Origin of the sequence: Rhodococcus aetherivorans, assembly GCF_025722975.1 — a bacterium.
Classification (GTDB): domain Bacteria; phylum Actinomycetota; class Actinomycetes; order Mycobacteriales; family Mycobacteriaceae; genus Rhodococcus; species Rhodococcus aetherivorans.
In genome coordinates this window covers 2,330,792-2,351,640 of the sequence record NZ_CP106982.1, presented here as the reverse complement: position 1 = coordinate 2,351,640, position 20,849 = coordinate 2,330,792, and the positions used below count along the sequence as shown (strand labels likewise).

The 20,849-nt window shown below is 68.7% G+C and carries 31 protein-coding genes; 5 read left to right on the top strand and 26 right to left on the bottom strand.

Annotated elements, in window-relative coordinates; all coding sequences use genetic code 11:
* Window positions 1–6 precede the first annotated feature (6 nt).
* The 25 genes from map to OCS65_RS10470 form a co-directional block, all read right to left on the bottom strand.
* On the bottom strand, window positions 7–804 hold the full coding sequence (gene map / locus OCS65_RS10590; RefSeq protein WP_006947169.1) for a type I methionyl aminopeptidase: 798 nt from the start codon (window positions 802–804) through the stop codon (window positions 7–9).
* Between the two features lie 18 nt (window positions 805–822).
* Entirely contained in the window at window positions 823–1,368 is a 546-nt protein-coding gene (locus OCS65_RS10585; RefSeq protein WP_006947168.1) for an adenylate kinase, read from the bottom strand.
* Complete coding sequence (gene secY, locus OCS65_RS10580) at window positions 1,365–2,678, bottom strand: preprotein translocase subunit SecY (RefSeq protein ID WP_006947167.1); 1,314 nt, start codon at window positions 2,676–2,678, stop codon at window positions 1,365–1,367. Before secY ends, OCS65_RS10585 begins: the two co-directional genes overlap by 4 nt.
* A gap of 247 nt (window positions 2,679–2,925) precedes the next feature.
* Window positions 2,926–3,369, bottom strand: a complete 444-nt coding sequence (gene rplO, locus OCS65_RS10575; RefSeq protein WP_006947166.1) for a 50S ribosomal protein L15 — start codon at window positions 3,367–3,369, stop codon at window positions 2,926–2,928.
* A complete protein-coding gene (gene rpmD, locus OCS65_RS10570; protein WP_006947165.1) occupies window positions 3,366–3,566 on the bottom strand; it encodes a 50S ribosomal protein L30 in 201 nt (66 codons plus the stop codon). Before rpmD ends, rplO begins: the two co-directional genes overlap by 4 nt.
* A complete protein-coding gene (gene rpsE, locus OCS65_RS10565) occupies window positions 3,566–4,216 on the bottom strand; it encodes a 30S ribosomal protein S5 (RefSeq protein ID WP_006947163.1) in 651 nt (216 codons plus the stop codon). Before rpsE ends, rpmD begins: the two co-directional genes overlap by 1 nt.
* A 31-nt stretch (window positions 4,217–4,247) precedes the next feature.
* Window positions 4,248–4,655, bottom strand: a complete 408-nt coding sequence (rplR, locus tag OCS65_RS10560; protein ID WP_029544906.1) for a 50S ribosomal protein L18 — start codon at window positions 4,653–4,655, stop codon at window positions 4,248–4,250.
* 2 nt (window positions 4,656–4,657) lie between these two features.
* Entirely contained in the window at window positions 4,658–5,197 is a 540-nt protein-coding gene (gene rplF / locus OCS65_RS10555; protein ID WP_006947161.1) for a 50S ribosomal protein L6, read from the bottom strand.
* A 14-nt stretch (window positions 5,198–5,211) separates the two neighbouring features.
* Window positions 5,212–5,610: a 30S ribosomal protein S8 gene (gene rpsH / locus OCS65_RS10550; protein WP_017681442.1), complete on the bottom strand. Its 399-nt coding sequence runs from the start codon at window positions 5,608–5,610 to the stop codon at window positions 5,212–5,214.
* 178 nt (window positions 5,611–5,788) lie between these two features.
* Window positions 5,789–5,974 carry a type Z 30S ribosomal protein S14 gene (locus OCS65_RS10545; RefSeq protein ID WP_006947159.1) on the bottom strand — a complete coding sequence of 62 codons (186 nt, stop codon included), beginning with the start codon at window positions 5,972–5,974 and terminating at the stop codon, window positions 5,789–5,791.
* A 4-nt stretch (window positions 5,975–5,978) separates the two neighbouring features.
* A complete protein-coding gene (gene rplE, locus OCS65_RS10540) occupies window positions 5,979–6,545 on the bottom strand; it encodes a 50S ribosomal protein L5 (protein ID WP_006947158.1) in 567 nt (188 codons plus the stop codon).
* A gap of 1 nt (window position 6,546) precedes the next feature.
* Complete coding sequence (rplX, locus tag OCS65_RS10535) at window positions 6,547–6,864, bottom strand: 50S ribosomal protein L24 (RefSeq protein ID WP_006947157.1); 318 nt, start codon at window positions 6,862–6,864, stop codon at window positions 6,547–6,549.
* Window positions 6,864–7,232 (bottom strand): 50S ribosomal protein L14, encoded by a 369-nt coding sequence (rplN, locus tag OCS65_RS10530; protein WP_006947156.1) that lies wholly within the window; start codon window positions 7,230–7,232, stop codon window positions 6,864–6,866. Before rplN ends, rplX begins: the two co-directional genes overlap by 1 nt.
* A gap of 206 nt (window positions 7,233–7,438) precedes the next feature.
* Window positions 7,439–7,723: a 30S ribosomal protein S17 gene (gene rpsQ / locus OCS65_RS10525; protein ID WP_026137932.1), complete on the bottom strand. Its 285-nt coding sequence runs from the start codon at window positions 7,721–7,723 to the stop codon at window positions 7,439–7,441.
* Window positions 7,720–7,956 carry a 50S ribosomal protein L29 gene (gene rpmC / locus OCS65_RS10520; protein ID WP_003938084.1) on the bottom strand — a complete coding sequence of 79 codons (237 nt, stop codon included), beginning with the start codon at window positions 7,954–7,956 and terminating at the stop codon, window positions 7,720–7,722. Before rpmC ends, rpsQ begins: the two co-directional genes overlap by 4 nt.
* Complete coding sequence (gene rplP / locus OCS65_RS10515; protein WP_006947154.1) at window positions 7,956–8,372, bottom strand: 50S ribosomal protein L16; 417 nt, start codon at window positions 8,370–8,372, stop codon at window positions 7,956–7,958. The genes rpmC and rplP overlap by 1 nt, the downstream gene beginning before the upstream one ends.
* A 3-nt stretch (window positions 8,373–8,375) precedes the next feature.
* On the bottom strand, window positions 8,376–9,173 hold the full coding sequence (rpsC, locus tag OCS65_RS10510) for a 30S ribosomal protein S3 (protein ID WP_003938086.1): 798 nt from the start codon (window positions 9,171–9,173) through the stop codon (window positions 8,376–8,378).
* On the bottom strand, window positions 9,173–9,598 hold the full coding sequence (gene rplV, locus OCS65_RS10505; protein ID WP_037201025.1) for a 50S ribosomal protein L22: 426 nt from the start codon (window positions 9,596–9,598) through the stop codon (window positions 9,173–9,175). The genes rpsC and rplV overlap by 1 nt, the downstream gene beginning before the upstream one ends.
* Window positions 9,595–9,876 carry a 30S ribosomal protein S19 gene (gene rpsS / locus OCS65_RS10500; protein WP_003938088.1) on the bottom strand — a complete coding sequence of 94 codons (282 nt, stop codon included), beginning with the start codon at window positions 9,874–9,876 and terminating at the stop codon, window positions 9,595–9,597. Before rpsS ends, rplV begins: the two co-directional genes overlap by 4 nt.
* Window positions 9,877–9,895: 19 nt before the next feature.
* Window positions 9,896–10,729 (bottom strand): 50S ribosomal protein L2, encoded by an 834-nt coding sequence (rplB, locus tag OCS65_RS10495; protein WP_003938089.1) that lies wholly within the window; start codon window positions 10,727–10,729, stop codon window positions 9,896–9,898.
* A gap of 37 nt (window positions 10,730–10,766) precedes the next feature.
* Complete coding sequence (gene rplW, locus OCS65_RS10490; RefSeq protein ID WP_003938090.1) at window positions 10,767–11,072, bottom strand: 50S ribosomal protein L23; 306 nt, start codon at window positions 11,070–11,072, stop codon at window positions 10,767–10,769.
* The gene (gene rplD / locus OCS65_RS10485; RefSeq protein ID WP_006947148.1) at window positions 11,069–11,752 is read right to left on the bottom strand and encodes a 50S ribosomal protein L4; all 684 of its coding nucleotides are present in this window, start codon (window positions 11,750–11,752) and stop codon (window positions 11,069–11,071) included. Before rplD ends, rplW begins: the two co-directional genes overlap by 4 nt.
* On the bottom strand, window positions 11,749–12,402 hold the full coding sequence (rplC, locus tag OCS65_RS10480) for a 50S ribosomal protein L3 (protein WP_006947147.1): 654 nt from the start codon (window positions 12,400–12,402) through the stop codon (window positions 11,749–11,751). The genes rplD and rplC overlap by 4 nt, the downstream gene beginning before the upstream one ends.
* A 45-nt stretch (window positions 12,403–12,447) precedes the next feature.
* Window positions 12,448–12,753 carry a 30S ribosomal protein S10 gene (gene rpsJ, locus OCS65_RS10475; RefSeq protein ID WP_003938093.1) on the bottom strand — a complete coding sequence of 102 codons (306 nt, stop codon included), beginning with the start codon at window positions 12,751–12,753 and terminating at the stop codon, window positions 12,448–12,450.
* Between the two features lie 434 nt (window positions 12,754–13,187).
* Window positions 13,188–14,864, bottom strand: coding sequence for an amidase (locus tag OCS65_RS10470; protein ID WP_387435174.1), 1,677 nt, complete (start codon window positions 14,862–14,864; stop codon window positions 13,188–13,190).
* Between the two features lie 130 nt (window positions 14,865–14,994).
* Here OCS65_RS10470 and OCS65_RS10465 point away from each other — a divergent pair, with 130 nt between their 5' ends.
* From OCS65_RS10465 to OCS65_RS10445, 5 genes are all read left to right on the top strand, one after another.
* On the top strand, window positions 14,995–15,690 hold the full coding sequence (locus OCS65_RS10465) for a GntR family transcriptional regulator (RefSeq protein WP_263510142.1): 696 nt from the start codon (window positions 14,995–14,997) through the stop codon (window positions 15,688–15,690).
* A gap of 131 nt (window positions 15,691–15,821) precedes the next feature.
* The gene (locus tag OCS65_RS10460; RefSeq protein ID WP_006947144.1) at window positions 15,822–16,823 is read left to right on the top strand and encodes a daunorubicin resistance protein DrrA family ABC transporter ATP-binding protein; all 1,002 of its coding nucleotides are present in this window, start codon (window positions 15,822–15,824) and stop codon (window positions 16,821–16,823) included.
* On the top strand, window positions 16,820–17,671 hold the full coding sequence (locus tag OCS65_RS10455) for an ABC transporter permease (RefSeq protein ID WP_050035539.1): 852 nt from the start codon (window positions 16,820–16,822) through the stop codon (window positions 17,669–17,671). Before OCS65_RS10460 ends, OCS65_RS10455 begins: the two co-directional genes overlap by 4 nt.
* A gap of 7 nt (window positions 17,672–17,678) precedes the next feature.
* Window positions 17,679–18,536, top strand: a complete 858-nt coding sequence (locus tag OCS65_RS10450; RefSeq protein WP_006947142.1) for an ABC transporter permease — start codon at window positions 17,679–17,681, stop codon at window positions 18,534–18,536.
* A 118-nt stretch (window positions 18,537–18,654) separates the two neighbouring features.
* Window positions 18,655–19,629 carry a lipase family alpha/beta hydrolase gene (locus OCS65_RS10445; protein WP_065922350.1) on the top strand — a complete coding sequence of 325 codons (975 nt, stop codon included), beginning with the start codon at window positions 18,655–18,657 and terminating at the stop codon, window positions 19,627–19,629.
* Window positions 19,630–19,703: 74 nt separating this feature from the next.
* Here the strand turns inward: OCS65_RS10445 and OCS65_RS10440 are convergent, their stop codons facing one another.
* Window positions 19,704–20,768 carry an alpha/beta hydrolase gene (locus tag OCS65_RS10440; RefSeq protein ID WP_006947136.1) on the bottom strand — a complete coding sequence of 355 codons (1,065 nt, stop codon included), beginning with the start codon at window positions 20,766–20,768 and terminating at the stop codon, window positions 19,704–19,706.
* Window positions 20,769–20,849 lie beyond the last annotated feature (81 nt).

Here is a 20,849-nt window from a genome sequence, read left to right as displayed (position 1 = left end):
CCGCCGCTACTCCGGGCGCGGGGTCAGGATGCGCGGACCGTCCTCGGTCACCGCGACGGTGTGCTCCCAGTGCGCGGCGCGGCTGCCGTCGGTCGTGACGACGGTCCACTTGTCGCCGAGCACCTCGGTCTCGTAGGTGCCGAGGGTCAGCATCGGCTCGATGGCGAGCACCGATCCCACCACGAGACGGGGGCCCTTGCCGGGCGCGCCCTCGTTCGGCAGGAACGGGTCCATGTGCATCTCGCGGCCGATGGCGTGGCCGCCGTAGCCGTCGACGATGCCGTAGCTCCGGCCGTGCGCCGACTCCGCGGCGCGGGTACCCAGCTCGATGGCGTGCGAGACGTCGGTGAGCCGGTTGTCCGGCAGCATCGCCGCAATCCCCGCCTCCATCGACAGCCGCGTCGCATCGCTGAGGTCGGCGTCGGCGGCGGAGAGCTCACCGACTCCGAAGGTCCACGCCGAGTCGCCGTGCCAGCCGTCGAGAATCGCGCCGCAGTCGATCGACACGAGATCGCCCTCGGCGAGGATCTCCGTCGCCGAGGGGATGCCGTGCACCACGCGGTCGTTCACCGACGAACAGATCGAGCCGGTGAACCCGTGGTAGCCCAGGAAGGAGGGGACGGCCCCCGCGTCGCGGATGACCGCCTCCGCCACCTGGTCCAGTTCCAGGGTGCTCACGCCCGGCTTCGCCGCCTTCCGTACCGCCACGAGAGCGGCGCCGACGACGGCACCCGCCGCCGCCATCGCATCGAGTTCGCCGGCGGTGCGGAACGGAACCACCTTGCGCTTGCGCCCGAAACCCATCTTCTTGCTCCTGCGTCCTTACTTGCCGAGGGCCGCGAGGGCGCGCGCGTTGATCTCGTCGACCTCGCCGACGGCGTCGACCGTGACGAGCGAATCGGCGTAGTAGTCGAGCAGCGGCGCGGTCTCCTCGCGGTAGACCCGGAGCCGGTTGCGGATGACGTCCTCGGTGTCGTCGGCGCGGCCGCGGGCGAGCATCCGCTCCACCACCACGTCCTCGTCGATGTCGAAGGACAGGACCCCGTCGAGTTGGGTGTCGAGATCCTTCAGGATGGCCTCGAGTTCGCGGGCCTGCTCCACGCTGCGGGGGAAGCCGTCGAGCAGGAAGCCGTTGGCGGCGTCGGGCTCGGCGAGGCGGGCGCGCACCATGTTGTTGGTGATCTCGGCGGGCACGAGCTCCCCGGCGTCGATGTACTTCTTGGCTTCGAGGCCGAGCGGGGTGCCCTGCCCGATGTTGGCCCGGAACAGATCCCCGGTGGAGATTGCGGGGACGCCGAGCTTCTCCGACAGGATGGCGGCCTGCGTGCCCTTGCCGGCACCGGGCGGACCGAGGAGTACAAGTCTCACTTGAGGAACCCTTCGTAGTTGCGCTGCATGAGTTGACTTTCGATCTGCTTGACAGTGTCCAGCGCGACACTGACGAGAATGAGCACCGCGGCGCCGCCGAAGATGCTGGTGGCGGTCTGGCTGCCCGAGAGGAAGAAGTTGGGCAGCGTCGCGATGAGACCCAGGTACAGCGAACCTGGAACCGTGATGCGGTTGAGGACGTAGCTGAGGTACTCGGCAGTGGGGCGTCCCGGCCGGATGCCGGGGATGAATCCGCCGTACTTCTTCATCTCGTCGGCCCGTTCCTCCGGGTTGAAGGTGATGGCGACGTAGAAGAAGACGAAGAAGACGATCAGCGAGAAGTAGATCGCGATGTAAACGGGGTTGTTCGGATTCACCAGGTATTCGTTGATGATCCGCTGCCACCAGCTCGGGTCGGTGGCCGAGGTGGCTCCGGTCAGCTGGGCGATGAGGTTCGGCAGGTACAGCAACGACGACGCGAAGATCACCGGGATGATGCCGGCCTGGTTGACCTTCAGGGGCAGGTAGGTCGAGGAACCGCCGTACATGCGCCGGCCCACCATGCGCTTGGCGTACTGCACCGGGATCCGGCGCTGGCCCTGCTCGACGAACACCACGCCGGTGATGACCACCAGCGCGACGACGAGGACGATGGCGAAGACCAGGCCACCGCGGGACTCGAGGATGGTGCGGCCCTCGGCCGGCAGCCGCGAGGCGATGCCGGAGAAGATCAGGATCGACATGCCGTTGCCGACGCCGCGCTCGGTGATGAGCTCACCGAACCACATGACGAGTGCCGCACCGGCCGTCATGACCAGCACGATCACGACCATGCCGAAGATGCTGTCGTCGGCCAGGATCGGTTCGGTACAGCCCTGCAGCAGCTGACCGCGGGCCGCGAGGGCGACGATGCCGGTGGACTGCAGCACGGCGAGCGCCACCGCGAGGTACCGCGTGTACTGCGTCATCTTGGCCTGGCCGGCCTGGCCCTCCTTGCGGAGTTCCTCGAATCGAGGAATGACCACCGTCAGCAGCTGGACGATGATGCTCGCGGTTATGAACGGCATGATGCCGATCGCGAACACCGACAGCTGTAGCAGCGCGCCACCGGAGAACAGATTGATCAGCGAGTAGATCCCGGCGGAGTCGCCGCCGCTGAGCTGATCGATGCAGGCGCGCACATTGCCGTAGTCGACGCCCGGAGACGGCAACGTCGCGCCGAGGCGGTACAGGGCCACCAACCCGAGCGCGACGAGGATCTTCCGCCTCAGGTCCGGGGTCCTGAGGGCCGAGACGAAGGCGGAAAGCAAAGATCCTCCTGGCAGGGCGAAACGGGAGACTGTGGATCGACGCGCGGGGTCCGACGGTCGACAACTCTTGAACTCTAGCAGCGCGCCCCGGACCGGTGCCGTGGCGCCGGGTCGGGGCGGCTCGCACGCGCGGCGGATGTGCTCCGCCGCGCGGCATGCGGTGGGGTGCGAACGCCGAACGGCCGCACTGCGGGACGTGCTGCAGTGCGGCCGTTCTCGAGCTGTGCGTCACGCACGAGCGAACCGGTCAGGCCAGTTCGGTCGCGGTGCCGCCGGCAGCGGCGATCTTCTCCTTGGCGGAACCGGAGAACTTGTTCGCGGTCACCTGCACGGCAACCGTGAGCTCGCCCTCGCCGAGGACCTTCACGAGCTGGTTCTTGCGAACCGCGCCCTTGGCGACGAGCTCGTCGACGCCGACCTGGCCACCCTCGGGGAACAGGCGGGCGATGTCGCCGACATTGACGACCTGGTATTCGGTGCGGAAGGCGTTCTTGAAGCCCTTGAGCTTCGGCAGCCGCATGTGCAGCGGCATCTGGCCACCCTCGAAGGCCGCCGAGACGTTCTTGCGCGCCTTGGTGCCCTTCGTACCGCGACCGGCGGTCTTGCCCTTCGAACCCTCACCGCGGCCGACGCGGGTCTTGTCCGTCTTCGCGCCCGGGGCCGGGCGCAGGTGGTGCAGCTTGATGGTCACTTGGAGGCCTCCTCAGCAGTGACTTCCTCGACAACGACGAGGTGACGCACCACGTTGATCAAGCCGCGGTTCTGCGCGTTGTCCTCGCGGACCACGGACTGGCGGATCTTCCGCAGACCGAGGGTGCGCAGGCTGTCGCGCTGGTTCGACTTGGCGCCGATGGTGCTCTTGACCTGCGTGATCTTCAGCTCTGCCATTACTTCACGCTCCCAGCAGCCTGTGCCCGGGCGCGCAGCATGCCCGCAGGTGCGACGTCCTCGAGGGGCAGACCGCGGCGAGCCGCGACTTCCTCGGGGCGCTGCAGCTGCTTGAGGGCGGCCACGGTGGCGTGCACGACGTTGATGGCGTTGTCGCTACCGAGCGACTTCGACAGGATGTCGTGGATGCCCGCGCATTCGAGCACGGCACGCACCGCGCCACCGGCGATCACACCGGTACCCGGCGAGGCCGGACGCAGCATGACGACACCCGCCGCGGCCTCACCCTGCACCGGGTGGGTGACGGTGGAGCCGATGAGCGGGACGCGGAAGAAGCCCTTGCGCGCTTCCTCGACACCCTTCTGGATGGCCGCGGGAACTTCCTTGGCCTTGCCGTAGCCGACGCCGACCAGGCCGTTGCCGTCGCCCACGATCACCAGCGCGGTGAAGCTGAAGCGACGGCCGCCCTTGACGACCTTCGACACACGGTTGATCGAGACGACACGCTCGATGTAGTTCGACTTCTCGGCGGCACCGCCGCCACGCGAGTCACGATCGCGGCGGTCGCGACCACCACGCTGGTCCCCGGTGTTGGGGCCATTCTGTCCGGCGGGGCCGTTGCCGCCGTCACGCCGCTGACGTCCCGGCATCAGGCGTTCCTTCCGTTCGAAGAGATGGTCATCAGAACTTCAACCCGCTTTCGCGAGCCGCGTCTGCGAGGGCCGCGATCCGGCCGCTGTAGGTGTGGCCGCCGCGGTCGAAGACCACGGCCTCCACGCCGGCAGCCTTGGCACGCTCGGCGAGCAGCTGACCGACCTTGGCGCCGCGCGCCTTCTTGTCGCCCTCGACCGCACGCACGTCCGGCTCGACGGTCGAGGCCGCCGCCAGGGTGGTGCCCGTCAGGTCGTCCACCAGCTGGGCGTGGATGTGGCGCGAGGACCGGTTCACGACGAGACGGGGACGCTCGGCGGTGCCGGCGACCTTCTTGCGCAGACGGAAGTGCCGACGCTGCTTCGACAGCCGACGCCGGGTGGACGCGTCCTTGCCGAGCGGAATCCGCTTGGCCTTCTGGTTCTCGGTCTGGCTCATGATCACTTACCCGTCTTTCCGACCTTGCGGCGCACCTGCTCGCCCTCGTAGCGGATGCCCTTGCCCTTGTACGGGTCGGACTTGCGCAGCCGGCGGATGTTGGCCGCGATCTGGCCGACCTTCTGCTTGTCGATGCCCGAGATCGAGAACTTCGTCGGCGACTCGACCGCGAACGTGATGCCCTCGGGGGCCTCGATCGGGACCGGGTGGCTGTAGCCGAGCGAGAACTCGAGGTCCTTGCCCTTGAGCGCGACGCGGTAACCGACGCCGTGGATCTCCATCTTCGTGGTGTACCCCTGGGTGACACCGTCGATGAGGTTCTGCACGAGGGTGCGCGACAGGCCGTGCAGCGCACGGCTGCGGCGCTCGTCGTTCGGACGGCTCACGTTGAGCGCGCCGTCCTCACCCTTGGCGATGGTGATCGGCTCGGCGATGGTCAGCGAGAGGTTGCCCTTGGGGCCCTTCACTGCGACGTCCTGGCCGTCGATGGTCACCTCGACACCCGAGGGGACGGTGACCGGAAGCTTTCCAATACGCGACATTGTGGTGGCCTCCCTTACCAGACGTAGGCGAGGACTTCCCCGCCCACTCCCTGCTTGGCCGCCTGGCGATCGGTGAGCAGGCCGGAGGACGTGGAGATGATCGCCACGCCGAGGCCGCCCAGGACCTTGGGCAGGTTGGTGGATTTCGCGTACACGCGCAGGCCGGGCTTCGACACGCGGCGCACACCGGCGAGGCTGCGCTCACGGGAAGGGCCGTACTTGAGGTCGACGACGAGGGTCTTGCCCACCTCGGCATCCTCGGTGCGGAAGTCGGCGATGTAGCCCTCACGCTTGAGGATCTCGGCGATGTTCGCCTTGATCTTCGAGTGGGGAAGCTTCACCTCGTCGTGGTACGCCGTGTTGGCGTTGCGCAGACGCGTCAAGAAGTCTGCGATGGGGTCGGTCATGGTCATGGCTGACCTGTTCACCTTTCTCGTTGCGGTTCCCATGCAACACCGGCAGTGGTGACGAATCACCGGTGCGCCGGCCGTGGGCCTACGACGAACTTGGTTTCATGCGGACCGGACGCGGATGCGACCGGCCCCTGACAGTAGTGACGGTGGGTGACCCTGCGGTCACCCACCGTTCACGTCACCAGGAGCTCTTGTGAACTCCGGGAAGCTCACCGCGGTGTGCCATCTCACGGAGGCAGACGCGGCAGAGACCGAACTTGCGGAACACCGCGTGGGGGCGCCCGCAACGCTGGCAGCGGGTGTAGGCGCGCACCGCGAACTTCGGCTTCTTGTTGGCCTTGTTGACCAGTGCCTTCTTAGCCATGGGCTCAGTTCTCCTTGAACGGGAAGCCGAGGTGCTTCAGCAGGGCACGGCCTTCTTCGTTGTTGGTGGCGGTCGTGACGACGGTGATGTCCATGCCGCGCGGGCGATCGATCTTGTCCACGTCGATCTCGTGGAACATCGACTGCTCGTTCAGGCCGAACGTGTAGTTGCCGTTGCCGTCGAACTGGTTGCCGTTGAGGCCACGGAAGTCCCGGATACGGGGCAGCGCGATGGAGACCAGGCGGTCCAGGAACTCCCACATGCGGTCGCCGCGCAGCGTGACGCGCGCACCGATCGGCATGCCCTCACGGAGCTTGAACTGCGCGATCGACTTGCGGGCCTTGCGGATCTCCGGCTTCTGGCCGGTGATCAGGGCCAGGTCGGCGACGGCGCCGTTGATCAGCTTCGCGTCGCGGGCGGCGTCACCGACACCCATGTTGACGACGACCTTCACGACGCCGGGGATCTGCATGACGTTCGCGTAGTCGAACTCCGCGTTCAGCGCGTCGCGGATCTCCTCGCGGTACCGGGTCTTCAGACGCGGTGCGGTCTTGTTCTCGGTGGTGGTCATGTCAGATGTCCTTCCCGTTCTTCCGGGAAATCCGAACGCGCTTGCCGGTTTCCTCGTCGGTCCGGTAGCCCACCCGGGTGGGGTTGCCGTCCGAGTCGATGACAGCGACGTTGGAAACGTGGATCGGGGCCTCCTGCGTCACGATGCCCCCGGAAGAGGCGCCGCGCTCGTTGGCCGAGACCGCCGTGTGCTTCTTGATCCGGTTCACGCCCTCGACGAGGACCCGGTTCTCCTTCGGGTAGGCCGCGATGACCTTGCCCTTGGCACCCTTGTCCTTGCCCGAGATGACGAGCACGGTGTCGCCCTTGTGCACCTTCATCACAGCACCTCCGGAGCGAGCGAGACGATCTTCATGAACCGCTTGTCGCGCAGCTCACGGCCGACGGGGCCGAAGATGCGGGTGCCGCGCGGGTCGTTGTCACCCTTGATGATGACGGCGGCGTTCTCGTCGAACTTGATGTACGAGCCGTCCGGCCGGCGGCGCTCCTTGGAGGTGCGCACGACGACAGCCTTGACGACGTCACCACGCTTGACGTTGCCACCGGGGATCGCGTCCTTCACGGTGGCGACGATGATGTCACCGATACCGGCGTAGCGACGGGACGAGCCACCGAGAACGCGGATGCAGAGAATCTCCTTGGCACCCGTGTTGTCGGCGACGCGCAGTCGCGACTCCTGCTGGATCACTTACTTCTCCTTGACCTGGCTGAATTCGACAGATCCGGGTGCGCGCACCCTTTTCTGTCTGCACGGCGGATTTCCGACCCGACGTGCACGGTCCGTACCCACGAAGGTGGGGCTGTCCCGGCGCTGCCTGAAGCAGGCCGCTCGAGACAACCCCACCATCGTACTGGGTCCCTTCGTCACCCCCGCGGCGGGGGGTGGAGGAGGCCTTACTTGGCCTTCTCGAGCACCTCGACCAGACGCCACCGCTTGGTCGCGGACAGCGGACGGGTCTCCATCAGCTGCACGCGGTCGCCGATGCCGGCCACGCCGTTCTCGTCGTGCGCCTTCACCTTGGTGGTACGGCGGATGATCTTGCCGTACAGCGGGTGCTTCACCCGGTCCTCGAGCTCGACCACGATCGTCTTCTCCATCTTGTCGGAGACGACGTAGCCGATGCGGACCTTGCGGCTGGCGCGCTCTTCCTTCTGGGTCACTGCCTTTTCCTCACTCATGCCGCGTCACCCGCATCCGGGCCGGAGGCCAGGCCGAGCTCGCGCTCACGCAGCACCGTGTAGATGCGAGCGATCTCGTTGCGCACGACGCGCAGCCGGCGGTTGTTGTCCAGCTGGCCGGTGGCCATCTGGAAACGAAGGTTGAACAGCTCTTCCTTCGCTTCGCGGAGCTTGGTGACCAGCTCTTCCTCGGTCAGCTCGCGGAGCTCTGTGGCGGGGGTTCCGGTAGCCATCAGAACTGCTCCTCCCTCGTCACGATCCTGCACTTGCACGGGAGCTTGTGCATCGCGCGCCGAAGGGCCTCGCGGGCAATCTCCTCGTTCGGGTAGCTCATCTCGAACATCACCCGTCCGGGCTTGACGTTCGCGACCCACCACTCGGGCGAGCCCTTACCGGAACCCATGCGGGTCTCGGCCGGCTTCTTGGTGAGGGGGCGATCCGGGAAGATGTTGATCCAGATCTTGCCGCCACGCTTGATGTGCCGGGTCATGGCGATACGAGCGGACTCGATCTGCCGGTTGGTGATGTAGGCCGGCTCGAGAGCCTGGATGCCGTAGTCACCGAAGGTCACCTGGGTCCCACCCTTGGCGGCACCCGAGCGGCTCGGGTGGTGCTGCTTGCGGTGCTTGACCCGCCGTGGGATCAACATGCGTCAGCCCTCCTGATTCTCGGTCGGAGCGGGTGCATCGGCGGAGGCGGCGCGGCCGGCGTCGGTGCTCGTCGCGGTGGTGCCCGAGGCACCGGAGCGACGGGGACGGCTCGGACGCTCGCGACGGGGGCGGTCGGCCGGGGCGGCGGCCGCAGCGGCCAGCTCACGACGGCCACCGACGATGTCGCCCTTGTAGATCCAGACCTTCACGCCGATGCGGCCGAAGGTGGTCTTCGCCTCGTACAGGCCGTAGTCGATGTCCGCGCGCAGCGTGTGCAGCGGGACCCGGCCCTCGCGGTAGAACTCCGAGCGGGACATCTCGGCGCCGCCGAGGCGGCCCGAGCACTGCACCCGGATGCCCTTGACGTTGGGCTGGCGCATGGCCGACTGGATGGCCTTGCGCATGGCGCGACGGAACGCGACGCGGTTCGAGAGCTGCTCGGCGACGCCCTGCGCCACCAGCTGAGCCTCGGACTCGGCGTTCTTGACCTCGAGGATGTTCAGCTGAACCTGCTTGCCGGTCAGCTTCTCGAGCTCGGCGCGGATGCGATCGGCCTCGGCGCCGCGGCGGCCGATGACGATGCCCGGACGCGCGGTGTGGATGTCCACACGCACACGGTCGCGGGTGCGCTCGATCTCGACCTTGGCGATGCCGGCACGCTCGAGGCCGGTGGCCAGGAACTTGCGGATCGCGACGTCTTCCTTCACGTACTCCGCGTACTGCTTGTCGGCGTACCAGCGCGACTTCCAGTCGGTGGTGATGCCCAGACGGAAGCCGTGCGGGTTGATCTTCTGGCCCACTACTGAGCTCCCTTCCGGCGGTTACGGTTTCCAGCAGACGCAGGCGCCTTGCTCTCGACGATCACGGTGATGTGGCTCGTCCGCTTGCGGATGCGGAATGCACGGCCCTGGGCGCGCGGCTGGAACCGCTTGAGGGTCGCGCCCTCGTCGACGTACGCCGTCGCGACGACAAGCGTGCTCGGGTCGAGGTCGAGGTTGTTCTGCGCGTTCGCGGCGGCGCTCGCGATCACCTTGGCGACCGGCTCGGCCGCGGCCTGCGGTGCGAACTTCAGGATCGACAGAGCCTCGTCCACGGACTTGCCCCGGACGATGTCGACGACGCGGCGCGCCTTCATCGGGGTCACGCGCACGTGGCGCGCAACAGCCCGAGCGCTGTTTGCGGGTGTTTCGGTGCTCAGCTGTGCCGAGCTCTTCGCGTTGCTCATCGGCGCTTGCTCTTCCGGTCGTCCTTGATGTGGCCCTTGAACGTACGGGTCGGCGCGAACTCGCCGAGCTTGTGGCCGACCATCGACTCCGAGACGAACACCGGCACGTGCTTGCGACCGTCGTGGACGGCGAACGTGTGACCGATGAAGTCGGGCAGAATGGTGGAACGGCGCGACCAGGTCTTGATGACCTGCTTGGTGCCCTTTTCGTTCTGCGTATCGACCTTCGCCAGGAGGTGGTCGTCGACGAACGGGCCCTTCTTGAGGCTGCGTGGCATTCTCTAACTCCCTCCTTGACTAGCGCTTCTTGCCGGTACGGCGACGACGGACGATGAGCTTGTCGGACGCCTTGTTCTTGCGGGTGCGGCCCTCGGGCTTGCCCCACGGGCTGACCGGGTGGCGACCACCCGAGGTCTTGCCCTCACCACCGCCGTGCGGGTGGTCGACCGGGTTCATGACCACACCACGGACGGTCGGGCGCTTGCCCTTCCAGCGCATGCGGCCGGCCTTGCCCCAGTTGATGTTCGACTGCTCGGCGTTGCCGACCTCGCCGACGGTGGCGCGGCAGCGCACGTCGACGCGACGGATCTCACCGGAGGGCATACGCAGGGTGGCGTAGGTGCCTTCCTTACCGAGCAGCTGGATGCTGGCGCCGGCGGAGCGGGCCATCTTGGCGCCGCCGCCCGGACGCAGTTCCACCGCGTGGATGGTGGTACCGGTCGGGATGTTGCGCAGCGGCAGGTTGTTGCCGGGCTTGATGTCGGCCTGCGGGCCGGACTCGACCGGGGCGCCCTGCACCAGGCCCTTGGGGGCGATGATGTAGCGCTTCTCGCCGTCCACGTAGTGCAGCAGCGCGATGCGGGCGGTGCGGTTGGGGTCGTACTCGATGTGAGCGACCTTGGCCGGGATGCCGTCCTTGTCGTTGCGGCGGAAGTCGATCAGGCGGTAGGCACGCTTGTGTCCGCCACCCTTGTGACGGGTGGTGATGCGGCCGTGCGCGTTGCGACCACCGCGGCCGTGCAGCGGGCGAACCAGCGACTTCTCGGGCGTCGAGCGGGTGATCTCGGCGAAGTCCGAGACACTCGCGCCGCGCCGACCCGGGGTTGTCGGCTTGTACTTACGAATTGCCATGAGTCTTCTCGTCCTCTATCTCTCGAGACCCGGCCGCCTACGCGACCGGCCCTCCGAAGATCTCGATGGGCTTGCTGTCGGCCGACAGGGTCACGAGCGCGCGCTTGGTGTCCTTGCGCTTGCCGTAACCGAACCGGGTCCGCTTGCGCTTGCCCTGACGGTTGGCGGTGTTGACGCTGGTCACCTTGACGCCGAAGACCTTCTCGACGGCAATCTTGATCTGCGTCTTGTTCGAGTCCGGGTGCACCAGGAAGGTGTAGGTGCCTTCCTCCATCAGCCCGTAGGACTTCTCGGAGATGACCGGAGCCAGCAGGATGTCGCGCGGATCCGCGATCGTGCTCACTTGCTCTCCTCCTTCTCTGCCTGGGCGGACTCGGCCGGCCCGTGGATGAACGTGTCGAGCGCCTCGACGCTGAACACGACGTCGTCGCTGTAGAGCACGTCGTAGGTGTTCAGCTGGTCCGGAGCGATCGCGTGCACGTTCTGCAGGTTCTGCACGCTCTTCCACGCCGCGAGATCCTCACGGCCGACGACGAGGAGCAGGTTCCTGCGATCGGTCAGCTCCGCGAGGAAGGTGCGCGCGCCCTTGGTCGACGGCGTCTGTCCGGCCACGAGCTCGGTGATCACGTGGATGCGCTCGTTGCGGGCCCGGTCGGAGAGGGCACCGCGGAGGGCGGCGGCCTTCATCTTCTTGGGGGTGCGCTGGCTGTAGTCGCGCGGCTGCGGGCCGTGCACGGTGCCACCGCCGGCGAACTGCGGCGCGCGGGTCGAACCCTGGCGGGCGCGGCCGGTGCCCTTCTGGCGGTACGGCTTCCGGCCACCGCCGCGGACCTCGCCGCGGGTCTTGGTGGCGTGCGTGCCCTGGCGAGCCGCGGCGAGCTGCGCGACAACCACCTGGTGGAGCAGCGCGATGTTCGCGGGGGCGTCGAAGATCTCGGCGGGGAGATCGACGGTGCCGTTGGTCTGGCCGCCGGGGGCCTTGACGTCGAGCGTCAGCTTGGTTGCGGTCTCGGTGCTGGTCATGCCCGTGCACCACCCTTCACTGCGGTCTTGACGATCACGACGCCGCCCTTGCGGCCCGGGATCGCACCCTTGATCAGCAGCAGGCCGTTCTCGGCGTCCACCTTGTGGACCGAGAGGTTCTGCGTCGTGATGCGGTCGCTACCCATGCGCCCGGACATGCGGGTTCCCTTGAACACGCGGCCCGGGGTGGCGCAGCCACCGATGGAGCCCGGGCGACGGTGCACAGCCTGCGCACCGTGCGAGGCGCCCTGGCCGGCGAAGCCGTGGCGCTTCATGGTGCCGGCGAAGCCCTTGCCCTTGGAGGTGCCGGTGACGTCGACGAATGCGCCGTCCTCGAAGACCTCGGCGGTCAGTTCCTGGCCGATCTCGAAGCCCTCGGTGTCGTCGACGCGAAGCTCGACGATGTGGCGGCGAGGGGTGACACCCGCCTTGGCGAACTGGCCGGCGACCGGCTTGGTGACCTTGCGCGGGTCGATCGCACCGTAGGCGAGCTGCACGGCGCTGTAGCCGTCGCGCTCCTCGGTGCGGATCTGGGTGACCACGTTCGGTCCGGCCTTGACGACGGTGACCGGAACGACCCGGTTGTTCTCGTCGAAGACCTGGGTCATGCCGAGCTTGGTGCCCAGGATTCCCTTGATCTGGTTAGTCATGTGTTGTCTCCGCTGCGTCTTCTACAAGCTCGCTGGTCTCGAAAGTCACTGAATGTTGACGTCGACGCTCGCCGGGAGGTCGATGCGCATGAGCGCGTCGACGGTCTTGGGCGTCGGGTCGAGGATGTCGATCAGCCGCTTGTGAGTCCGCATCTCGAAGTGCTCGCGCGAGTCCTTGTACTTGTGCGGCGAGCGGATGACGCAGTACACGTTCTTTTCGGTGGGCAACGGCACCGGGCCGACCACGCGGGCGCCCGTGCGGGTCACCGTCTCGACGATCTTGCGCGCAGATGCGTCGATCGCCTCATGGTCATAGGCCTTGAGCCTGATGCGGATCTTTTGTCCCGCCACGCTTAGTGTCCTTTTCTTGCCGCGTTTCGTAGTACCCGAACGAGTCGGGAACCACCTCGTCTGCACAGTTCCACCCGAACGGCGACGGCGAACAGCACTCTTCACACTTCGTGACCGGGCGCACCCGATCCGCATGCCGCTGTTCATCTGTCATTGTTCTCCGGCACACGCGGTCGGGCGTGTCGCCCTACTGCTCGCTCCGCGGCGTCGAACCAACGCTCGACACCACGGATCGACCTGCCGGATGCACCCGTACGGGTACAGGGAGGTACTGCTTCCGTCTTGCATGTGGCCGCGACCAGGCCGTCAGGCTCGATCCGCGACTGTCACTCGATCTCGTTCCGAGCCGCGGAAAACCGTGACCCGGTCAAGGCAACCCGACCAGTATGCAGGACCCGGTCGGCATTCTCAACTTCGCCCCGGCCGCGCGGCCGTCACCACCCTCCGGTCGACAACGTCGCGGGCGTCCGCACGGGCGCCGCCGCCCCGAGCGTGTTGGTCGGATCGGGACCCGGTCCCGGCGCCGCCGGCGTGGCCACCGGCAGCTCGCGCGGCGCCGGCGCCACGGGCGGCACGTCGCGCCACACCGGCAACGCCTCCTGCAGGGCCAGCCCCACCGAGATCAACGCGGCCTCCTGCCAGGGCAGCGCGCCCAGCTGGACACCGAACGGCAGCCCGGTCACCGCCGAGCGGCCGACCGGGAACGAAACGGCAGGGGCGCCGGTGTAATTGGCCCACTGGACGTCGCCGGCCACCCCGGACAGCACGCTGAGGCCCGCGAACGCGTCGCGGGGACAGCCGTCGTCGAGCGCGCCCGGCAACGCGATCACGTCGAGAGCGTGGTCCCGGAACATGGCGTTGTACTGGTGCTGGTAGCGCAGCCGGTCGCGCTCGAGCCCGAAGTAGTCGGCCACCGGCAGCGCGAGCGACGCCACCGCCGCGCTCACGAGCGGTGCGAGATCGATGCGATAGTCGCCGAGCCGGTCCATGAACTGCCGGTGGTAGGCCCCCATCTCCGCCGTGTCGCCGGCCAGGAGCGAATCCGGTGGGTGCGGCATCGACACCGGTACGGTCTCGGCGCCCAGCGCACGCGCCGTCGCGAGGAACTCGTCGAACAGGCGCCGCAGCTCCGGGGCCAGCCGGTCGGTCGCCCCGTGCGGCACGCCGATACGGACGCCCGCGAGCGGCGCGGTCCCGGCGGGCGGCACCAGCGGGTAGCCGCCCTCGGGCACGCCCGGGCCGGCGGCCGTCACCGGATCGTCCGCCTCCGCGCCGGCGAGGACACCCAGCAGCAGCGAGGCGTCCGCGAGACTGTGCCCGATGGGGCCGGGGTGGTCCCGGGTCCAGGTGAGCGGGATCATCCCGTGCGAGGTGATCCGCCCGTACGTGGGCTTGATCGCCGAGACGCCGCACGAGCTGGCCGGCAGCCGCAGCGAGCCGCCGGTGTCGCTGCCGACCGACAGGGGGACGAACCGGGCCGCCACCGCGGCGGCGCTGCCGCCCGACGAGCCGCCCGGGGAGTACTGCGGGTTCCACGGGTTGGCCACCTGCGGGGTGACCACGCCGATCGCGAACTCGTCGGTGTGCACGTGACCGAGCAGGACCGCCCCGGCCTCCTGCAGCCGGCGCCACACCCCCGAATCCCCGGCGGCCACGTTGTCCCGCAGCACGTTGCTCGACGCGGTGAGCGGGAGCCCGCCCACCGCGAAGAGGTCCTTGAGCGCGATCGGCAGCCCGCACACCGGCGAGACGGGCTCGCCCGACGCCCGGGCGTCGGTGAGCCGGGTCGCCGCCGCGTCGGCGGCGGCATAGGCGAGGTCTGGATAGAGGTGGATCCATGCGCCGACGCCGCCGTCGTGGTCCCGGCTGCGGCGCAGGCACGCATCGAGGAGTTCGCGCGGGTGCAACTGCCCGGACTGCAGCAGGCTCGCCGCTTCGACCGCGCTCAGCAGGGCCGGATCGATGACCGGGACGGTCCCCGGATCGGGCAGCCGGGCCGCCGGCCGGGCGCCCGCGCGCGCAGGGTGCATCAGGCCGAGCCCGACGAGGCCACCGGCCATGGTTCCGAGAAAACGACGTCGTGACGTTTCGAAACTCACCGGTCCGACCATAACGGCGGGTAGCGGAGGCCGCAGCGCACGCGCATCCCGCGCCCCTCCCCCACGGCGCACGACCGGTGCGGAATAATCCGTCGAACGGAAGCGACCCGCGCCCCGGAACGCGGGACTGAAGGAGCGCCGAATGACATCCTCTGCCCAGTCCCGGTCGCCCGGGTCCCGGCCGCTGCGCCGCAGGCCCCAGCTGTCCGACGACGTGGCGGTGCACGTCCGCAATCTCATCATGTCGGTTGGGGTCCGGCCCGGCGACTTCATCCGGCTGGACGAGACCGCGGCCGAGCTCGGCGTGAGCGTCACCCCGGTGCGTGAGGCCTTGCTCACACTGCGCGGCGAGGGACTCGTGGAGCTCGTCCCGCACCGCGGCTATGTCGTGGCCCCGTTGAGCCGGGGCGACATCGACGACCTGTTCTGGCTGCAGGGGCAGATCGCGGAGGAGCTGGCGCGACGGGCGGCCGCGGTGATCACCCCGGACACCGTGGCCGAGCTGGCCGACCTCAACGAACGCCTGGCCGAAGCGGTGCGCAGCGGGGACGGGGCGCGGATCGAGGACCTCGAGTTCGCCTTCCACCGCACACTCAACCGCGCGACCGGCGCGCGCAAGCTGTCCTGGTTCCTGCTCAACGCCACGCGCTACACGCCGGTGCACTTCTACTCGTCCGACCCCGACTGGGGTGCCGCGGCGGTGGCGTCGCACAAGCGCCTCGTGGACGCGCTGCGCCGCGGCGACGGCGATTCCGCAGGCCGGGAGACTCGCCGGCACTTCACCGACGGGGCCGGCCGGCTGGTCCGGCACCTCGACGAGATCGGCGTCTGGAGCTGACGGACGCACGGCCCGGCGCTCGCGGAAGACCGGGGCCGCAGGCACCGGCCGGTAACATCGCGGCGTGACGGCGGGATCTACTCGTCGACGGGTCCGCAAGCGGCCGACCGAGAGTTCCACGGCGGAGAGTGATGCTGAGATACCACGACGAAGCGGTCCTCGTCGACGACCTGCACAAGTCGTTCGGGGACGTCCATGCCCTCAAGGGCATCACGTTCTCCGCCCCACGAGGCTCGGTCCTCGGCATTCTCGGGCCCAACGGCGCCGGCAAGACGACGACGGTGAAGATCCTGTCCACGCTGCTGCGCCCGACCGGCGGGCGCGCGGTGATCGCCGGGCACGACGTGGTCGGCGACCCCGCCGCCGTGCGCCGCTCGATCATGATGACCGGCCAGTACGCCGCCCTCGACGAGACGCTGTCGGGCCGGGAGAACCTGATCCTGTTCGGCCGTCTGATGGGCCTCGACCGCGCGGCCGCGCGCCAGCGCGCCGACGAGCTGCTCCGCGAATTCGATCTGGTGGACGCCGGTAAGCGGGCGGTGCGGCACTACTCCGGCGGCATGCGCCGGCGCGTCGACATCGCATGCGGGCTCGTCGTGCGCCCCGAGGTCGTCTTCCTCGACGAGCCGACCACCGGCCTCGATCCGCGCAGCCGGCAGGGCGTCTGGTCCCTGGTGGGTGCGCTCAAGAAGCAGGGCATCACGGTGCTGCTGACGACGCAGTACCTCGAGGAGGCCGACCTGCTCAGCGACAACATCATCGTCATCGACCGGGGCACCGTGGTGGCGGAGGGGACGGCCAACGAGCTCAAGGCCTCCACGGGAGGCAGCTACTGCGAGATCGTCCCGGTCGACCCGAACGCGCTGCCGTGGGTGGTGCACGCCCTCGGCAACCTCGTCCCGCCCGACGTGCGCGCCGAGCTGGCCACCGCGGGCAGCAACGACCGCGTCTCGATTCCGGCGCCGCACGGCCCGGCGACGCTCGCCGAGGCGCTGCGCCGGCTCGCCCCCACCCGGATCGAGCTGGCCGACATCGGCCTGCGCCGGCCCTCCCTCGACGATGTGTTCCTCAGCCTGACCGGGCACTCGGCCGGCGCCGACACGACGTCCGCGACGACGGGAGAGCCCGCGTGACCGTCCACACGAAGAGCATCAGCGCCCAGCGGGTGCGGCACGACGCGAACATCTCGCTGCCGGAGAAGCGGGTGGGCTCGCACCGCCGGGCCGACCCGACGGTGCTCAACCAGTGGAGCGCGCTCACGATGCGCACGGTCCGCACCATGGCGCGGTACGGCGAACTCGTCGTCGCGGCGATCACCCCGGTGGTGTTCGGCCTGGGCTTCTACCTGCCGCTGAAGTTCGTGATGTCGTTGCAGGGCATCGACTACGCGCAGTACCTGATGCCGATCATCGTCCTGCAGGCGATGGCGTTCACGGCCATCTCCGCGGCACAGCTGTCCTCGGGTGAGGCGATGACGGGACTGACGACGCGGTTGCAGACCATGCCCGTGTTCAGCGCGGTCCCGCTGATCTCGCGGATGTCGAGCGCGATGCTGCGGTCCGTCGTGTCCCTGGCGGGGGCGCTCCTGTTCGGCTACGCCATCGGCTTCCGGTTCTCGGCGGGATTCGCACAGGCGGTCCTGTTCTGCGTCACCGCCCTGGCCATCAGCCTCGTCCTGTCGCTGGGCGCCGACGCGATCGGCACGCTGTCGAAGAGCCCCGAGGCCACCGCGCAGGCCCTGACGCTGCCGCAGCTGATTCTCGGCATGCTCTCGTGCGGCTTCGTCCCGGAGGAGGGCTTCCCCGAGTGGATCCGGCCGTTCGTGCGCAACCAGCCGATCTCGCAGTTCTCGTTCGCCATGCAGGACATGGCCGAGGGCGGCGTCACGTGGTCGGTCCTGTTCCCCACCGTGGCCTGGTGCGCGGGTCTCGCGCTGGTGTTCGCCCCGCTCGCCGTGTGGGCCAGCACGAGGCGGGGGTGAGCGGCAGATGAACGGACCTCCCGACATCCGTCCCGTCGACGCCAACGGCGCCGCCTTCACCTTCCCGCCGCCCGAGCACGCTCGTCCGGAGCGATCGTGGGGCGCCCTGTGGGAGCACAGCCGCATCCAGTGCCAGCGGCTGCTGCTGCGCTGGGCGCGCGATCCCGCGACGATGATCCAGGCGCTGGTCTACCCGGCGCTCACCCTGCTCATGTTCCGGGTCGTCCTGGGCAACACGGTCACCGCCGCCACCGGACAGCCCGCGATCTACGGCACGGTCCCCATGATCATCCTGGTCGGTGCCATGTTCGGGTCGGTGGTCAGCGCCGTCGGCCTGCGCACGGAGCGGCAGAGCGGCCTGCTCGGCCGCTTCTACACCCTGCCGATCCACCGGGCGGCCGGGCTGCTGGGCCGCATGCTCGCCGAGGCCGTCCGTGTGCTCGCCACGACCCTCATCATCCTGGCGGCCGGCGTCGGCCTGGGCTTCCGCTTCACCCAGGGTCTCGCCGCCGGACTCGCGATCCTCGTCATCCCCGTTCTCTTCGGCATCGGGTTCGCCCTGATGGTGACGGTCCTGGCCACCATGTCGAGCAAGCTGCCCCTCGTGGAACTGGTGTCGATCGCGTGCACCCTGCTGATGTTCTTCAACTCCGGGTTCGTGCCGGTCATGGCCTATCCGAGGTGGCTGCAGCCGGTCGTGGAGAACCAGCCCATGTCGTGTGCGATCGACACGATGAAGGCCCTGGCGATGGGCGGTCCGCTCGCGGAACCGCTGATCAAGACGCTGATGTGGTCGGCCCTCATGATCGCGGTCTTTACGATTCCGGCGATCCGGGGCTACCGGCGCGCAGCCGAGGAGGGCTGACCTCGGCGACCCCGAACGGCCGTCCCCGGCTGTTATCCTGTCCGCCGACCCGCGGCCGCACAACGGCTGCTGCAGCCACGGCACTGTCACCGCAGTGCGGCCCCTCGGAGGAATGCCGATGAAGTATGCCCGCCGGATCACCGTCGCGGTGATGGCCGCCGCCCTGACCGCCGCCGGGCCGGCGCTGCCCACGGCCGCCGCGGACACCACCGACGCCGCCTCGTTGCCGGCGCTGCTCGAATCGATGGGGCCGAGCCCCGCGGGGGCGAACAACCTCGACTGCGTGCCCTCCCCCGAACATCCCCGGCCGGTGGTTCTCGTGCACGGAACGAGAATGGACATGACCAGCTCGTGGGCCGTGGCGGCCCCGCAGCTCGCCGACCTCGGCTACTGCGTCTACGCCCTGAACTACGGGGGCATCCGCTCGCTCGTCGACCCCGGCCTCATGATCTGGGGCGTCGGGAGCATCGAGGAATCCGCGAAGCAGCTCGGCGAGTTCGTCGATGCGGTGCGCGCTCACACCGGGGCCGATCGGGTCGATCTCGTGGGCCACTCGCAGGGTGGACCGGTCTCCCGTCAGTACCTGCGGTTCGAGGGCGGCGCGGACCCGGCGGACCCGGCCCGCAACGAGGTCGACAAGCTGGTGATGCTGGGGGCGACCAACCACGGCACCACCTTCAACGGGATGCAGCAGCTGTATTCCCTGTTCGCCCGCCTGGGGCTGGGCAACCAGGAATGGGCCACCGAGCGCGTCGCGCAGATGGTGTTCGGTATCGCCGGTCGTCAGCAGCTGATCGGATCGCGCGTGCTGGCCCGGCTCAACTCCGGAACCGAGACCCTGCCGGGGATCGACTACACGTCGATCGCCACCCGTCAGGACACGGTGGCCACGCCTCCGGAGAATGCGTTCCTGCAACCGGGCGCGGACAGCGTCGTGCACAACGTGTGGGTCGAGGACGTGTGCCCGACCAGCCCGGCCGATCACCTCGCCCTCCTGGAACTTCCGGAGTCGCTGCACCTGGTGAAGTCGGCTCTCGATCCGCACTACGCCGAGACCGTGCCCGCGCCCTGCACCGCGCCGCCCGCCGGCTGACACCCGTAGATCCCCGGCATGCGAACGGCCCCTCCCGGCGGGAGGGGCCGTTCGCATGCTCACGGCGCCGGGTGTCAGACCCCGAGGGCCCGCTGCAGCACCGGCCACGAGTCCTTCAGGTCGTCCTGCCAGTAGCCCCACGAGTGGGTTCCGGTCTCGCGGAAGTTGTAGGTGGCGGGGATGCCGAGCGTATCGAGCCGGTTCTTCAGGTTGTGGGTGCAGTAGTTGGTGGCGGCCTCGATGACGCCACCGACGACGATCTGGTTCGCCAGGACACCGGCGTCCCCGTCGATCTCCGGTCCGGTCAGCGTGTCGTACGGACCGGGCAGACCGCTGCCGTTGGAAATGTACATCTCGAGCCCGCGCAACTTCTCGGCGTTGACGTAGGGATCTTTCTCCGCCCACGTCGGGTCGTTCGTCGGTCCCCACATGTTCTCGGTGTCGCCGCTGCCCCACGTCTCGACCGTGGTCTTGACGAACTGCTGGCCGATCGGATCGGAGGTCTGCGCGCAGCCGCTGTAGGCGGCGACACCCCGGTACAGTCCCGGCGCGGCGAGAGGCAGCTGGAACACCGAGGTGCCCGAGGTGGAGATGCCCGCGATCGCGTTGACGCCGGTGGTGCCGAGCGCACCGTCGACCAGCGGCGGGATCTCCTTGGTCAGGAAGGTCTCCCACTTGTTCACGCCGAGCTTGGGATCGGGGTTCTTCCAGTCGGTGTAGTAGCTGAACATGCCGCCGACGGGCGAGACGACGTTGACGTGCTTGTCCTTGAAGAACTCGATCGCATCGGTGCGACCCCGCCAGGTGGCCATGTCCTCGCCGCCGCCGGCACCGTTGAGCAGGTACAGCGTCGGCGCGGGCTTGCTGGTGTCGGCCGGGCGCCACACGTCCAGCAGGATCTCCTCGTCCATGGACGCCGAGTAGACCCAGACGAGCAGCTGCTGCTCTCCGTAGTTCTCGATCCTGGTGATGTACGACCCGTTCTCGGACGTGACGGCCGTGATGGGCTGCAGGGTGTCGGCCACCGGGTCGGCCGAGGCGAACGAGGCGCCCGTGAACAGCGGCAGCGCGAGTACCGCCGCCGAGATCGCGGCTGTTCCCAGCCTCCGAGCGCGGCTCCGCGACTCGACAACACTCATTCCGTCAACCTCCTCAGGCCCGGCGGGCGGGCGTCCCCAAGCCCCGGCGAACCGGGGTGCGCCCTGCGGCGCAGCATGTAC